Below are 14,328 nucleotides of genomic sequence, written 5' to 3' on the forward strand. Positions count from 1 at the left end.
CTCGAAAAGTTTCCCGGAGCGGCCGTTTGGGTGGAACGAGAGGTGAGGGGCGCGGCGTCTCGCGCACTGGGATTCTGGTCGTCGTGGCGGCGCTGGCGGGCGGCTGCGGCCTGCTCGGCGGCGCCGAGCCGCAGGAGTCGCCTGCCGAAATCGCCGCGCGCACCGAGGCCGACGAGCGCATCCAGCGCGAGGTGGAGGCGCGCCTGGCCGCCGAGCCCTCCCTCGGCGCCGGCCGGGTGCGCGTGGACGTGCAGCGTGGCGAGGTGGGGCTCCACGGCGAGGTCGTCGGGATGGGCGCCCTCCAGTGCGCCGTCGCCAACGCCGAGCTGGTGCGCGGCGTCCGTCTCGTCATCGACCACATGGTGCTGCGCCCCGGCCCCCGCACCGTGCAGTGCCTGGCCCCCCGCAACTTCGCCGCGACCCGATGACCGAATACAAGTCGGCAGGTTGACCCGACGTTGTCTTGCTGTATAATACCATAGGTTTTGCTATGGTGATGATTCTCATGATGTCTATGAACGAATCCACTCTTGACCCGGACCTGGCGGAGCTGATTGCCGAGGCATCGGACACCTACGCTCCGTCTCAGGCCGAGCTCGCGGCAGAGATCGGCGTGCGACCGCTGGCGCTCACCACCTGGCGCCGCGGTCGGAGCCGGCCTACCGCGGAACACCTGCGCGGAATGGCGAACGCGCTGGAAAGCCGCAGTGAGCGGCTACGAAATCTCGCTGCCCGGCTCGCCGCGCGCGCCGCAGGGCAAGGGAAGCTCACGCGCCCGCGGCGCCGGATGCCCGGCGAACGCCGCGAGGCCGACCTGCGGACGGCCGAGCTACTCGCTTCGCGGATCGTGGCCGAGGGGGGAGGCCGGGTGCTGCGGGTGATCTTCTACGGCTCCCGCGCGCGGGGCGCGCCTCGTTCGCCCGCGAGTGACTGGGACTTCCTGGTGGTGCTGAAAGACGGGATCGGCGACGTCGAGGCGGAGGAGCGCCGGTTGAAGCAGGCGGCGCTCAGTGCGCTCGAGGCGACCGGCACCTCGGCGGCAGGCGCGGAACGGGACGTCCGCCTGGACATCTGGCCGATCGAACGGGGCGAGTGGGAAACCGCGCGCCGCCTGCCCGGCCACACGGCTCGCACCGCGGACCGGGAGGGGGTGGTGCTGTATGCCGCTGGATGACGCCCTCCGGGCCTGGGTCCAGCGGTGGGTCAGGCTGGCGGAGGGTGACCTGGAGATGGCCCGACTGGGCCTCGGCAGCGACACCTTCGACGTGTACGAGCTGGTCGGCTTCCACGCGCAACAGGCGGTGGAGAAGTTCGTCAAGGCGTACCTAGCCGGAAACGCGGTCGAGTTCGAGGACCAGCACGACATCGACTACCTCCAGCGCCTGGTCCGGAGCGTCGACGTCGGCCTGGCCGCGAAGATCGACCCCGCCGCCGCGCTGAACCGCTATGCCGTCGGAACGCGCTATCCCGGGCGGTATCCGGTGGTGACACGCGAGCAAGCGGAAGCCGCGATCAGGATCGCCGAGTCCGTGCGGGCGGAAATCCTGCCGCTCCTCGATGCGCTCGGCCAGCCTCCGCGTGGATCGCTGCGGGACCGGCCGCGCCGGAAGCGGAGCGGAGGAGATGCGTGACCGGCGGCCCGAACGTCGTTAGATTCGAGGCGTTCCCGCCACCCCGGAGCCGTCCGCTTGCCCGCACGCCGCACCCGCCGCTCGTCCATCCGCCGCTCCGTGGCCCGCCGCAAGAGCCGGCGCGCGCCGCGGCTGCGTATCGGTAGACGCGGGTGGATGCTCATCGCGCTGATCGCGCTGGTGGCGGCGATCCCGCCCGCGCGGCACGTGGCGCTGAGGGTGGCGGAGGCGGTCGGCGAGGCGGTGGAGACGGCGCGGGCGGCCGAGGCGCGCGAGCGAGTGGTGGACGCGTACGCGCGGCGCTACGGGATCGAGCGGGAGCTGGCGGGCGCCATCGAGCGCGCCGCGCGGACCGAGGACGTGCCGGTGGACCTGGCGTTCCGGCTGGTGCGGGTGGAGAGCGCCTTCCGCGAGCGCGCGGTGAGCCCGGTGGGCGCCGTGGGCCTCACGCAGCTCATGCCCGCCACCGCCGCCGAGCTGCAGCCGGGGATCTCGCGCGAGCGGCTCTTCCAGCGCGACACCAACCTGCGGCTGGGCTTCCGCTACTTCCGCCGCCTGCTGCGCCTGTACGACGGCGACCGCGAGATGGCGCTGCACGCCTACAACCGCGGCATGGGCACCGTCGCGCGCATCCGCTCGGCCGGCGGCGACCCCGCCAACGGCTACGCCGACAAGGTCCTGGGCGGCCCCGGCGCCTCCCCCGTCCGCCGCCTCCCGCCCGACAGCCTCGCGGCGCCCGCCGTCCCCTCGCACGAGCTCGGCCCCGCCCGGCTGCCGGCGGGGATGTGAGCGAACGGCGCGATACACGAATCAAAGCCGCGGAGAACAGATTCCTCTCCGCGGCTTTTGCATCCTCCTCGCGGAAGCCGGGGCCGGTCTCTACTTCCCCCGCATCGCCCGGAACGCGGTCTTGAGGGTGTCGCGGGGGATGCGGGTGAGGCCGTTGAACTCGCCGCCCGAGGCGATCCACTCGCCGCCGTCGATGGCGACGCACTCGCCGTTGATGAAGCCCGCGCCGTCGCTCACCAGGAAGGCGGCCAGGTTCGCCAGCTCCTCGTGCTCGCCGAAGCGCCCCGCCGGGATGCGCGCCTTCGCCTCGGCCTCCAGCTCGGGCGTCGGCATCAGCGCGTTCCAGGCGCCCTGGGTGGGGAACGGCCCCGGGGCGATGGCGTTGCTGCGGATGCCGTACGCCGCCCACTCCACCGCCAGCGAGCGCGTCATCGCCAGCACCCCCGCCTTGGCCGCAGCCGAGGGGACCACGAACGCCGAGCCCGTCCAGGCGTAGGTGGTGACGATGTTCAGCACGCTCCCGCCCGCGCCGCGCTCGATCATCCGCCGCCCCAGCGCCAGCGTGGCGTGGAACGTCCCGTAGAGCACCGTCTGCACCACCGCGTTGAAGCCGCCGGGCGAGAGGTCTTCGGTGGCCGCCAGGAAGTTCCCCGCCGCGTTGTTCACCAGCACGTCCGCCCCGCCGAAGCGCTCCGCCACCGCCGCGGCCATCGCCTCCACCTGGGCGAAGTCGCGCACGTCGCAGGGCACGGTGAGCACTCGCTCGCCCGAGGGGTCGATCTCCCGCGCCGCGCCCTGCAGCCGCTCGGCGCTCCGGCCGGTGATCGCCACCCGGGCGCCGAGAGCGGCGAACTTCTTCGCCATCGAGAGGCCGAGCCCCGAGCCGCCCCCCGTCACCACCACCGCCTTCCCCGCCAGCAGGTCGTCGCGGAACACGTCCGTCTCCTCTCGTCACCTGTGAAAGCGGGCGCGGCCGTCGGCCCGCCCGCCCCGTCGCCGCCGCCCGAACGCGTCAGAGTACGCCCGGCCCGCCCGCGGCGCCATAGCGCCCCCGGTGGCGCCGCGAGCGGGGACGGGGTTAGCTTTCCCGACGATCTCCAGGCGGTGTACTCCATCTCGGCTCTCGACATGCGCTTCCGCCTTCCGCCGCTCCGCCGGGCGGCGCTTTCCGTCCTCGCCCTGGCGCCGCTCGCCGCGGCCGCGCCCGCCCGCGCGCAGGGGCCCGCCGCGCCCGCCGACGACGGGCTCCGCATCGTGCTGCTCACCATGGGGCCGGGCGACGCGGTGTGGGAGAAGTTCGGCCACAACGCCATCTGGGTGCACGACCCGGCGCGCGGCACCGACCTGGCCTACAACTACGGGATGTTCGACTTCGCGCAGGAGAACTTCCTGTCGAACTTCATCAAGGGCCGGATGTGGTACTGGATGGAGGGGTTCGACGCCGAGCTCACCCTGAGCCACTACCGGGCCCAGAACCGCAGCGTGTGGGCGCAGGAGCTGAACCTGACGCCCCAGCAGGCGGCGGCGATGCGCGACTTCCTGGAGGCCAACGCGCTGCCGCAGAACCGCTTCTACCGCTACGACTACTACCGCGACAACTGCTCCACCCGCGTGCGCGACGCGCTGGACCGCGTCCTGGGCGGCGCGCTCCGGGCGGCGTCGGGGAGCGCGCCCTCGGGCACCACCTACCGCTGGCACACGCGGCGGCTGACGGCGGACGCCGGCGACGTGGCGACGTACACCGGGCTGGAGGGCGGCCTGGGCCCCAACGCGGACCGGCCGATCTCGCGCTGGGAGGAGATGTTCCTGCCGATGAAGCTGCGCGACGGCGTCCGCGCGGTGCGGGTGCGCGACGCGGCCGGCAGCGCGGTGCCGCTGGTGCGCAGCGAGCGGGTGCTGTTCGAGGCGGCGCGCCCGCCGGAGCGCAGCGGCCCTCCCTCGCGGTGGATGGCCGGCTACCTGGTGGCCGGGCTGGCTCTGGCGGGGGCGCTGCTGCTGCTGGCGTCGCGCGTGGCGCGCAGCCGCCTGGCGCGCTTCGGCTTCTCGGCGCTCGCGGCGCTCTGGCTGCTGTTCGCGGGGACGGGCGGGTGGATCCTGGTGGCCCTGTGGGCGTTCACGGACCACGAGATCGCCTACCGCAACGAGAACATCCTGCAGCTCTCGCCGCTGGCGCTGCCGCTGGTGCTGCTCCTTCCCGCGCTGGCGTACGGCGCGCGCTGGGCGGGGCGCTGGGCGGAGCGCCTGGCGCTGGCCGTGGCGGCGCTCTCGGTGCTGGGCTTCGTGCTGCAGGTGCTCCCCGGGCTCGACCAGGTGAACGGGGAGATCATCGCGCTGGCGCTCCCGGTGAACCTGGCCCTGGCCTGGATCGCCCGCCGCCTGGCCGCCGCGCTCCCGCCGCGCGAGGCGGCGCCGAGGCGCGCCCCGGCACCGCGGCGGGCGGCCGCGGCGGCGTAGGAGGCCCTCTCCCGGCGCCGCTACCGCGTCGCCACCCTCTCCCAACTTCGGGAGAGGGTACTTTACGGATCGGGCGCGGTTGAAGCCTCGCGGGGTTTGCGAGGCTTTCCGTAGTTCCAGCGGGCGGCTTCAGCCGCTCGTGATCGGTCGACGAGGCTCGGACGACGAGGGAGACGGATGGAGGCACAGGTCTTCGGGACGAAGAGCTGCAACGAGACGAAGAAGGCGCTGCGCTTCTTCAAGGAGCGCCGCATCAAGACGCACTTCGTCGACCTTAAGGAGCGCGCCGCCTCGCCGGGCGAGCTGAAGCGCTTCGCGCAGAAGTTCGGGTGGGAGGCGCTGCTGGACCGGCAGGGGAAGCGCTTCCGCGAGCGCGGGCTGCACGCGGCGCACGTCCCCGAGTCGCGCATCCCCGCGCTGCTGGAAGACGACCCGTTCCTGCTGGTGACGCCGCTGGTGCGCTCGGGCAACCTGCTGGCCGTGGGGTGGGACGAGGGGCGCTGGCGCGAGTGGGTGAAGGCGGCGCCCTGAGGTGAGGATCGTCCGCGGCAGGTGGGCCGGGCGGGACCTCGTCTCGCCCCCGGACCGGCGGGTGCGCCCCACCGCCGAGCACGTGCGCGACGCCTGGCTCACGCTGCTGGAGCCGCTGCTGCCGGGCGCGCGCGTGCTGGACCTGTTCGCCGGCACCGGCGCGCTGGGGCTGGAGGCCCTGTCGCGCGGCGCGAAGACGGCCGACTTCGTGGAGACGCGCCCCGCCAGCCTGCACGCGCTCCGGGCCAACGTGGCCGCGCTGCGTGTGCGCGAGAAGACGCGCATCTTCAAGAAGGACGCGCTCCCCTTCGCCGCGGCGCTCCAGGAGGGCAGCTACGACCTGGCCTTCGCCGACCCGCCCTACCAGTCGCGCCAGCTCGACCGGCTGATCGAGACCTGGCTGCGCACCCCCTTCGCCGCCGTGCTCGCCGTGGAGCACGCGCACGACCACGCCCTCCCCCCCGGCGGCGAGCGCCACCCCTTCGACGAGACCGCCGTCACCGTCTACCGGGCCGGGTAGGCTACCACCGGAACTGTGCCCGCGCGGGCACGGGAGAGATCCTCGTCGGGCGCCGTGTTGTAAACATTTGCCTGAAACAACCCGAAAGGGTCTGAAAACAACAAAACACAACCGCAGTTTCTAAATTATTGGTCTTCAAAGGGTTGACGAACTTCCTCGGCGGTGCCAACATACGTTTGCCGCAGCGTGGCCACGCCTCGGGACCTCCCAACCTCCTCCACCCACCGCAGGAGCGTTCCCCATGCGTTACCGCCCGTTCAGACTCGCAGCCGCCATCCTGTCGCTCGCCGCGCTCTCGGCCTGCGCCGACGCCGTCGTGCAGCCGCAGATGGACGGCGAGCTGCAGGCCCGCGCCCTGATGCAGGAGCCCGACTACGAGCAGCCGATCGACCAGCCGTGCTACGACGTCTCCTGCGAGCCGCAGCCGTGCTACGACGTCTCCTGCGAGCCGGAGCCCTGCTACGACTGCTACTACGTCCCGCCCTTCGATCCGCCGCCGGCGCCGTACACCACGGCGGACGTCCCGCTCATCTACGGCGGGTTCAACTGGCAGACGCAGACGTGCAACCAGATCGCGCACGTGAAGATCGCCTTCAGCAACGACGTGGTGCGCGGGACCACGCTGTACGTGGGCGGGGTGGTGGTGAGGGGGGCGTACTCGAACGTGTACTTCTACGACGTGAACGGGCAGCTGGTGAAGACGCACGCCACCCAGCGCGCGCGCGACAACTGCGTCATCCACCACGAGCCCGAGGCGATCAGCACCTGGGACCTGGCCCCCGGCTACTACTACATCTACGCCTCGTACTGGTCGCTGGTGAACTACGGCTACGAGTCCACCTACGGGTGGCCCACGGGCATCGTCGGCCGGAAGATCGCCACCATCCGCATCCGGTAGGAACATCCGGAGGACCGGTGACGACGAAGCTCCCGCGGTCGGCTCCGCGGGAGCTTCGGTTTTGTCGGGATGCACTTCGCACTTTTTCCCAGACGCGCGTTGCGTCGGCGGAAGCGAGGAAGCCTCACCCGTGCACGCGCGGGCGCGAAGTCCCGTGCGTGTGCTGGTGAGGCTCCCGTGCATGTCCCGCCGACGGTCTTCTTCCGCCCTCGCGCCGCCACCCTCCCTTCCGAGTTGGGGAACGGGCGCGAAGGCGGCGGAAGCCTGCCGCTTACTCGTCCCAGCCGCGGCCGCGACCGCGGTCGCGGTCGGAGTCGGAGTCGTCGCGGCGGCCGCCGCCGCGCCGGCCGGGGTCGTCCCGGCGGCCCCCGCCGCGGTTCTCGTAGCCGCGCTCGCCGTAGCCGCCGCCGCGCCCGCCGCCTCCACCGTAGCCGCCGCCTCCTCCGCCGTAGCCGCCGCCGTACCCGCCGCCGCTGCGGCTGTAGCCGCCCTCGCCGCGGCCGAAGCCGCCGCCCTCACCGCCGCGCCCGTAGCCCCCCTCCGGGCGGCCGCCGTAGCCGCCCGCCGGCGGGCCGCTGAACTCGGGCTGCCGCTCGGCGTCTTCGGGCGCGTCCAGGCGCACCACGTTGTACGCCTTCAGGCCCTTGGGCTCCTGGATGATCTCGAACTCAACACGCTCGCCTTCGTTCAGCGTCTTGAAGCCAGATCCGGAAATCCCGCTGTGGTGCACGAATACGTCGGAGCCGTCCTCCTTGCGGATGAAGCCGTACCCTTTCTCCGCGGAGAACCACTTCACCGTCCCGCTCGAGCGTGTCATGTTGCTAACCCTGGGTCCCGTGTAGAGGGTGGAAGGGAGGGTACATCGGGAGGGGGAGACGACTGCACGGATCGTTCCCGCGCCCGGCGCGGTTCGGCCCGAAAAGCCGCGCCCCAGGCCGCAGTTCGGCTGAAGTTTAAGACGTCGAAGAGCTTATCTTCGATGCTAAAAAATTCTTCCCGCCGCGCGCGTCGCGAAACCGCGCCCGGGCGGGGCGGAGGGAGTGGGGCGGGCGCGCCTCTGGTGGGGAGAAGCAGGTGCGGCGCAACGGCGACAGCGCCGTTCCGCTGCATCGTTTCGTGGCAGGATTGGAACGCCGGAAGGGGCGCGCCGGGCGCGCGCCCGCTCGCGGAGGTCCTACTTATGACGATAGGTAATGCGGCCGCGCGAGAGGTCGTAGGGCGACATCTCGAGCTTCACGCGGTCGCCCTCCAGCACGCGGATGTTGAACTTCGACATCCGCCCCGCCGCGTAGGCCAGCACTTCGTGGCCGTTGTCGAGCTTCACGCGGTAGTTGCGGTCGGGGAGGACCTCGGTGACCACCCCTTCCATCTCGAACGCTTCCGTCTTCGCCATCCAGTGCTCCTATGGGCTTGCCAGGCCAGGCCGGAAGAACGACGCGGCGCACGGAGCCCCCGCACGCCGCCCACCGGCCGGACCGCGAGGGGTCCGCGCATGGCGGAAACATAAGCGAAAGCGCGGAACTGCGGAAGTGCGAAAGTGCGTGAGTGCGAAAGTGCGAAAGTGGTCGGTCATCTCACTTCACGGTGCCGGCGCGACGAGCGGTTTCCCTCCGCGATTCGCCCGCCGCGACGAGCCGCCGTTTCACTTTCGCACTTTCGCACTTCGCACTCTCGCGCTTCCCTACGGCGTCGCCGTGTCCACCTCCACCGCGGGGGCGGGGTCGACCGCGCCGCCCCCGCGTAGGAACGTCCACGCCAGGTACCCGAGCGCCAGGAGCAGCAGCAACAGCAGGATCCACACGAGCGGGCTGCGCGGCCTGCGCTCGACGTCGATGTCGGCCACGGTCTCCTCCTCTCGGAAGCGGGTGGGGCTGCGAGGGGACTGCACCTGCACGCCGTTATCGGTAGCATCGTCCGGGCGCGCGCGCTAGACTCACGCGTTCGACTCGTATCAACCCGCGGACGGATCGACATGGGGCAGGTGCTCTTCTGGCTGGGCGCGGCGACGGTCCTCTTCTTCCTCGCCGTCGCCGTGGAGGTGATCGCGGGCGGGCGGAGGCTCGTCTTCCTGCGCGACGTGGCGCCGCTCGGCGACGACGAGATGCCGGCGGTCTCCGTCATCGTCCCCGCGCGCAACGAGGAGCGGGGCGTGGAGCGGGCGCTGCGCTCGGTGCTCGCCCAGCGCGGGCCGCGCACCGAGGTGATCGTGGTGGAGGACCGCTCGGAGGACGCCACGGGGGCGATCCTGGACCGCATGGCGGCCGAGGACCCGGCCCTGCGCGTGGTGCACGTCACCGAGCTGCCGCCGGGGTGGCTGGGGAAGAACCACGCGCTCTGGCTGGGCGCCGAGGCCGCCGCCGGCGAGCTGCTCCTCTTCACCGACGCCGACGTGGTGATGGCGCCCGGCACCGTGCGGCGCGCGGCGGCGCACGTGGTGCGCGGCGGCTTCGACCACGTGACCATGGGGCCGCGCGTGGACATGCCCGGCTGGGTGCTGAAGACCTTCGGCATCGTCTTCGGGCTGAACTTCGTGCTCTTCACCCGGCCGTGGAAGGCGCGGGACCCCAGGAGCAGGCACTTCGTGGGCGTGGGCGCCTTCAACCTGGTGCGCGCCGAGGTCTACCGCGCCATCGGCACCCACCGCGCCATCGCCATGCGGCCCGACGACGACATGAAGCTGGGGAAGCTGGTGAAGAAGCACGGCTTCCGGCAGGACCTGGTGATCGGCGCCGACGCGATCTCGGTGGAGTGGTACCACGGCGTGCGCGAGGCGGTGCTGGGGCTGCGCAAGAACGGCTTCGCGGGGGTGGACTACCGCATCTCGCTGGTGCTGCTGGCCACGGTGACGCAGCTCGTGTTCTTCGTCTGGCCGTGGATCGCCGTCTTCGCCACCGGCGGGGCCACGCGCGCCCTCTACGCGCTCGCCGTCGGCTTCATGCTCTTCCTGTTCGCGGGGCTGGCGCGCCAGCAGAAGGTGCCCATGTGGTACGGCGTCTTCTGGCCCGTCGCCAGCCTGCTGTTCGTCTACGTCACCTGGAACGCCACCCTCTACGCGCTCGTCCACCGCGGCATCGAGTGGCGCGGCACCCACTACCCGCTCGACCAGCTCCGCGCCAACCGGGTCTGATACCGTCCTTCGAGATTCGCTGTGCATTGGGAAGCCGTCGTTCCGAGTGGAGCCCGATGCGCTAGTCTCGCGTTCGCCACCGAAGTCGGCCGGGCTCCCGAGGAATCTACCCGCGGCCGGCAGGAGGCCGGACCGATGCAGGGAGCCAGCGTCCGGGCGGGGTGAGTAGATTCCTCGGGCGCCGCCCAGCTGAGGTGTGAAATCCGGATCGGTGCTGCGGCGCCGCTCGGAATGACATGGTTCGCGAAAGGACCGGATCGCACACTGGTTCCTGGAATCCGGTATGACGACAAGGCCTCACACGGAGGAAACGGAGTCGACGGAGAACGACATGACGTTCTCCGTCGACTCCGTGTGAAACATGCGGTTTCCGGGTCTCGATCCGGAGAGATTCCCGCGCCGGAATCCCCCGTGTTTGCTGGAAACCATCGTTTCGGAAGCTCGCGTGAACGGTGTGCGGGTTGACACAAAGCGGCTCCGGGGCTAGCTTTGCGGCCGTTCAAACGACTTCCGTGGACGCGGCCGCCGGACGGACGGCGCCCAAGCGCGAGGATCTGGGCGGGAAGGCCCGGTCCTCTTTTGTTATTCGCGGCGCGCGACGCCCCCGCCGGGTGTGTCCAGCGTTGCGTTTTCGTGACACGGGCCGCATCTTCCTGCCGCTCATGCGCCGAACCGCACTGATCACCGGGGCCACCGGCTTCGTCGGCGGCCACCTGGCCGAGCGGCTGGCGGCGGACGGGTGGCACGTGCGCGCCCTGGTGCGCCCCACCAGCGAGACGAAGCGGCTGCGCGCCATGGGCGCCGAGCTGGTCCCCGGCACGCTCGGCTCGGTGCGCGAGCTCGCCGCCGCGGCCGAGGGCGCCGACACGGTGTTCCACCTGGCCGCGGCCACCACCGCGCCCAGCGAGGACGCCTTCCGGCGCGTGAACGCCGAGGGCACCCGCAACGTGGCCTGGGGAGTGCTGGCCGCCGACCCCCGGCCGCGCCGGCTGGTGTACCTGAGCTCCTACGCCGCCTGCGGCCCGGCCCGGGACGGCCGGCCCCGCCGCATGGACGACCCGCCGGCCCCGCTCACGGCGTACGGGCGCACCAAGCTGGAGGGCGAGGAGGCGGCGCGGGCGGCGGCCGACGCGGGGGTGGAGCTCGTGATCGTGCGCGCGCCCGCCGTCTACGGCCCCGGCGACCGCGCCTTCCTCCCCGTCTACCGCCTGGCCCGGCGCTCGCTCGCCACGCTCCCCGCGGGGCGCGAGCGGCGCGTGCACCTGGTGTACGTGCGCGACCTGGCGGCGGCGCTCGCGCGCGCGGCCGACCATCCGCCGGGCACCTACGCGGTGGCCGAGCCGGTGGAGCACACCATGGCGGCGCTGGTGGCCGAGATCGGCCGGGCGCTGGGGAAGAAGCCCGTGCGCATCCCCGTCCCGGCCGCCGTGCTGCGCGCGGCGGGGTCGCTCGCCGAGCGCTTCGGCGGGCTCCTGGGCGGCGGGGGGGTGTTCAGCCGCGAGAAGGCGGAGGAGATGCTGGCCGAGGCGTGGGTGTGCGACCTGGCGGGCACGGAGGCGCTGCTCCCCGACCCCACGCCGCTGGCGGAGGGGACGGCCGAGACGGCGCGGTGGTACCGAACCGAGGGATGGCTTTGATGTCGATTGTCGAGCAGCAGACGGCGCGGAGGGCCGGCGACATCTTCGCGAAGTGCGGCCGCTACACGGCCGCCCGCGAGATGATGGAGCGCGGCCTCTACCCGTACTTCCAGCCGATCGAGAGCTCGGAGGACACCGAGGTGGTGATCCGCGGCGAGCGCAAGATCATGGTGGGGTCCAACAACTACCTGGGCCTCACCCACCACCCCTACGTCCTGGAGCGGGCGCGCGACGCGCTCTACCGCTACGGCACCGGGTGCACCGGGAGCCGCTTCCTGAACGGCACCCTGGACCTGCACGAGGAGCTGGAGCGCCGCCTGGCCGCCCTGATGGGCTCGGAGGCCGCGCTGGTGTTCAGCACCGGCTACCACACCAACCTGGGGGTGATCAGCGCGCTGGCCACCCGCGGCACCGTGGTGCTGCACGACCGGCTGAACCACGCCTCGCTCCTGGACGGCGCCATGCTGGCCAGCGGCGAGCTGGTGCGCTACGCCCACGGCGACACGGCGGCGCTGCGCCGCGCGCTGGAGAGGAACGCCGACGCCTCCGGGATCCTGGTGGCCACCGACGGCGTGTTCTCCATGGAGGGGAACATCGTCGACCTGCCGACGGTGGTGGACCTCTGCGAGGAGTTCGGCGCGCGGCTCCTGGTGGACGACGCGCACTCGGTCGGCGTCCTGGGGCCCGGCGGCGGCGGCACCGCCGAGCACTTCGGGCTGCAGGGGCGGGTGGACCTCACCATGGCCACCTTCTCCAAGAGCTTCGCCTCCATCGGCGGGGCGGTGGCGGGGCCCGAGGAGGTGATCCACTACCTGAAGCACCACGCGCGGGCGCTGATCTTCAGCGCCAGCATGCCGCCCTCGGCGGTGGCCACGGTGCTGGCGTGCCTGGACGTGATGGAGAAGGAGCCCGAGCGCCGCGAGCGCCTGTGGGAGAACGCCGAGTACCTGCGCGGCGGGCTGCAGGCGCTGGGCTTCGACACCGGCACCAGCGAGACGCCGATCGTCCCCGTGACCACGGGCGACATCGAGCACACCTTCATGTTCTGGAAGGCGCTCTTCGACGCCGGCGTCTTCACCAACCCGGTGCTCCCCCCCGCCGTCCCCGAGAACGCGTGCCGGCTGCGCACCTCGGTGATGGCCACCCACACCACCGACCAGCTCGACAGGGTCCTTGACGCCTTCGCCCGCGTCGGCCGCCACCTCGGCGTCCGCTGAGCCCCGGGGGGTGAGCCTCCGCCGCTTCGCCCCCGGCCGGGTGCCGAAGGCGTTCGCGGAGCTCTCCTGGCAGCTGAACGCGGGCGACCCGAACTGGGTCCCCCCGCTCCGGGTGTCGCTCGCGCCGCTCCTCTCCGGCAAGCACCCCTTCCACCAGCACGCCGAGGTCGCCTTCTTCCTGGCCGAGCGGTCGGGGAAGGCCGTGGGCCGCATCGCCGCGGTCGTCAACCGCCGCTACAACGAGTTCCACGGCGACAAAATCGGCTTCTTCGGCCTCTTCGAGTGCGTGGACGACCAGGCGGTGGCGGACGCGCTCCTGGACGCGGCCTCGGCGTGGCTGAAGGAGCGGGGGATGGAGGTGATGCGCGGCCCCTTCAACCTCTCCACCAACGACGAGCTGGTCTCGCCCGGGTTCCTGATCGACGGCTTCGACACGCCGCCCACCTTCATGATGGGGCACAACCCGCCGTACTACGGGGCGCTGATGGAGGGGGCGGGGCTCACCAAGGCCAAGGACCTGGTGGCGTACTGGCTCCCGCACAACAACCCGCCCGAGACCCTGGTCAAGGGGGTGGAGCGGGCGGCCAGGCGCGAGGGGTGGCGGATCCGCTCCGTGGAGCTCAAGCACTTCAAGGCGGAGATCGCCCGGATCCAGGAGATCTACAACTCGGCGTGGGCGCGCAACTGGGGGTTCGTCCCCTTCACCGACGCCGAGTTCGAGAAGATGGCGAAGGACTTCCGGCCGGTGGTGGACCCCGACCTGGTGGTGATCGCCGAGACGACGGCCGGCGAGCCGATCGGCTTCCTGCTGGTGCTCCCCGACCTGAACCGGGCGATCCGGCACCTGCCCAGCGGGCGGCTCTTCCCCTTCGGCCTCGTCAAGTTCCTCTGGCACAAGCGGAAGATCAAAGTGGCGCGGCTGCTCACGCTGGGGCTCAAGCCCGCGTACCAGGACCTGGGGATCGGCGCGGCGCTCTACCTGCGCGCCTTCGTGGTGGGCCGCGACAAGGGCTACACCAGCGCCGAGGGGTCGTGGATCCTGGAGGACAACCACCGCATGCGCCGGGCGATGGAGAACATCGGCGCGTACGTGTACAAGACGTACCGGGTGTACGAGCGGGAGCTGTAGCGGGATCGTGCGAAGTGCGGAACGGCCCCGGGCTCGATGCGAGCTCCGGGGCCTTCTCGTCTTCGGGCCGATCCGGTCGCGGGCGCCGGCGGGGAGCCCCCTCCCTGGCGCCTGAGGCGCCTGTCCCTCCCCCGCTGCGCGGGAGAGGGAACTTCCTCGCTGCGCTCGTGGCGAGCGCGCGATGCAGCGGTTTGCCGATACGACGGGTTTCGTCGGCTGTCCCCTGTAACCTGTTCCCTGTCCCCCGCCGTTCCGCGTGAGGGATGCGCGCCCGACAGGGCCGGGACGCCGCCGCGACACGGGGTTTCGTCGCGGCGGTGGCCCGGCGCGGTTGGGCACGGTCGTATCGTGCCCTACCGCGCGCGCAGCCCGGCCCGGAGCGCAGCGGAGGGACA

Annotated in this window: 15 protein-coding genes and 1 pseudogene; 12 read left to right on the top strand and 4 right to left on the bottom strand. The window is 72.0% G+C overall.

Annotation, left to right across the window (positions count from 1 at the left end; all coding sequences use genetic code 11):
• Nucleotides 1-26: 26 nt before the first annotated feature.
• From VF746_00420 to VF746_00435, 4 genes are all read left to right on the top strand, one after another.
• Nucleotides 27-428, top strand: coding sequence for a BON domain-containing protein (locus VF746_00420; GenBank protein ID HEX8690874.1), 402 nt, complete (start codon nucleotides 27-29; stop codon nucleotides 426-428).
• A gap of 62 nt (nucleotides 429-490) precedes the next feature.
• Nucleotides 491-1,174, top strand: a complete 684-nt coding sequence (locus VF746_00425) for a helix-turn-helix domain-containing protein (GenBank protein HEX8690875.1) — start codon at nucleotides 491-493, stop codon at nucleotides 1,172-1,174.
• Nucleotides 1,161-1,631 carry a HEPN domain-containing protein gene (locus VF746_00430; protein HEX8690876.1) on the top strand — a complete coding sequence of 157 codons (471 nt, stop codon included), beginning with the start codon at nucleotides 1,161-1,163 and terminating at the stop codon, nucleotides 1,629-1,631. Before VF746_00425 ends, VF746_00430 begins: the two co-directional genes overlap by 14 nt.
• A 57-nt stretch (nucleotides 1,632-1,688) precedes the next feature.
• Nucleotides 1,689-2,420: a transglycosylase SLT domain-containing protein gene (locus VF746_00435; GenBank protein ID HEX8690877.1), complete on the top strand. Its 732-nt coding sequence runs from the start codon at nucleotides 1,689-1,691 to the stop codon at nucleotides 2,418-2,420.
• 90 nt (nucleotides 2,421-2,510) lie between these two features.
• On the opposite strand, the gene VF746_00440 is transcribed toward VF746_00435, so the two are convergent.
• Nucleotides 2,511-3,356: an SDR family oxidoreductase gene (locus VF746_00440; protein ID HEX8690878.1), complete on the bottom strand. Its 846-nt coding sequence runs from the start codon at nucleotides 3,354-3,356 to the stop codon at nucleotides 2,511-2,513.
• Between the two features lie 192 nt (nucleotides 3,357-3,548).
• On the opposite strand from VF746_00440, the gene VF746_00445 reads away from it, so the two are divergent.
• The 4 genes from VF746_00445 to VF746_00460 all read left to right on the top strand — a co-directional run bounded on the left by VF746_00445 (nucleotide 3,549) and on the right by VF746_00460 (nucleotide 6,823).
• Nucleotides 3,549-4,874 (top strand): DUF4105 domain-containing protein, encoded by a 1,326-nt coding sequence (locus tag VF746_00445; protein ID HEX8690879.1) that lies wholly within the window; start codon nucleotides 3,549-3,551, stop codon nucleotides 4,872-4,874.
• 177 nt (nucleotides 4,875-5,051) lie between these two features.
• Nucleotides 5,052-5,405, top strand: a complete 354-nt coding sequence (locus tag VF746_00450) for an ArsC/Spx/MgsR family protein (GenBank protein HEX8690880.1) — start codon at nucleotides 5,052-5,054, stop codon at nucleotides 5,403-5,405.
• Nucleotide 5,406: 1 nt separating this feature from the next.
• Nucleotides 5,407-5,925, top strand: a complete 519-nt coding sequence (locus tag VF746_00455; protein HEX8690881.1) for an RsmD family RNA methyltransferase — start codon at nucleotides 5,407-5,409, stop codon at nucleotides 5,923-5,925.
• Between the two features lie 241 nt (nucleotides 5,926-6,166).
• On the top strand, nucleotides 6,167-6,823 hold the full coding sequence (locus VF746_00460) for a hypothetical protein (GenBank protein HEX8690882.1): 657 nt from the start codon (nucleotides 6,167-6,169) through the stop codon (nucleotides 6,821-6,823).
• Nucleotides 6,824-7,439: 616 nt separating this feature from the next.
• On the opposite strand, the pseudogene VF746_00465 reads toward VF746_00460, so the two are convergent.
• From VF746_00465 to VF746_00475, 3 genes and pseudogenes are all read right to left on the bottom strand, one after another.
• Nucleotides 7,440-7,640: pseudogene (locus tag VF746_00465) on the bottom strand (cold shock domain-containing protein).
• A gap of 357 nt (nucleotides 7,641-7,997) precedes the next feature.
• Entirely contained in the window at nucleotides 7,998-8,216 is a 219-nt protein-coding gene (infA, locus tag VF746_00470; GenBank protein HEX8690883.1) for a translation initiation factor IF-1, read from the bottom strand.
• Nucleotides 8,217-8,504: 288 nt separating this feature from the next.
• Complete coding sequence (locus VF746_00475; protein ID HEX8690884.1) at nucleotides 8,505-8,666, bottom strand: hypothetical protein; 162 nt, start codon at nucleotides 8,664-8,666, stop codon at nucleotides 8,505-8,507.
• Nucleotides 8,667-8,795: 129 nt separating this feature from the next.
• Between VF746_00475 and VF746_00480 the strand changes: the two genes are divergently transcribed.
• The 4 genes from VF746_00480 (at nucleotide 8,796) to VF746_00495 (ending at nucleotide 13,933) form a co-directional block, all read left to right on the top strand.
• Nucleotides 8,796-9,950, top strand: a complete 1,155-nt coding sequence (locus VF746_00480; protein HEX8690885.1) for a glycosyltransferase family 2 protein — start codon at nucleotides 8,796-8,798, stop codon at nucleotides 9,948-9,950.
• 662 nt (nucleotides 9,951-10,612) lie between these two features.
• Entirely contained in the window at nucleotides 10,613-11,587 is a 975-nt protein-coding gene (locus VF746_00485) for an NAD-dependent epimerase/dehydratase family protein (protein HEX8690886.1), read from the top strand.
• Nucleotides 11,587-12,804, top strand: a complete 1,218-nt coding sequence (locus VF746_00490; protein ID HEX8690887.1) for an aminotransferase class I/II-fold pyridoxal phosphate-dependent enzyme — start codon at nucleotides 11,587-11,589, stop codon at nucleotides 12,802-12,804. Before VF746_00485 ends, VF746_00490 begins: the two co-directional genes overlap by 1 nt.
• Nucleotides 12,805-12,814: 10 nt before the next feature.
• The gene (locus tag VF746_00495; GenBank protein HEX8690888.1) at nucleotides 12,815-13,933 is read left to right on the top strand and encodes a GNAT family N-acetyltransferase; all 1,119 of its coding nucleotides are present in this window, start codon (nucleotides 12,815-12,817) and stop codon (nucleotides 13,931-13,933) included.
• Nucleotides 13,934-14,328: the final 395 nt, after the last annotated feature.

The organism is Longimicrobium sp., from assembly GCA_036389795.1.
Taxonomy (GTDB): Bacteria; Gemmatimonadota; Gemmatimonadetes; order Longimicrobiales; family Longimicrobiaceae; genus Longimicrobium.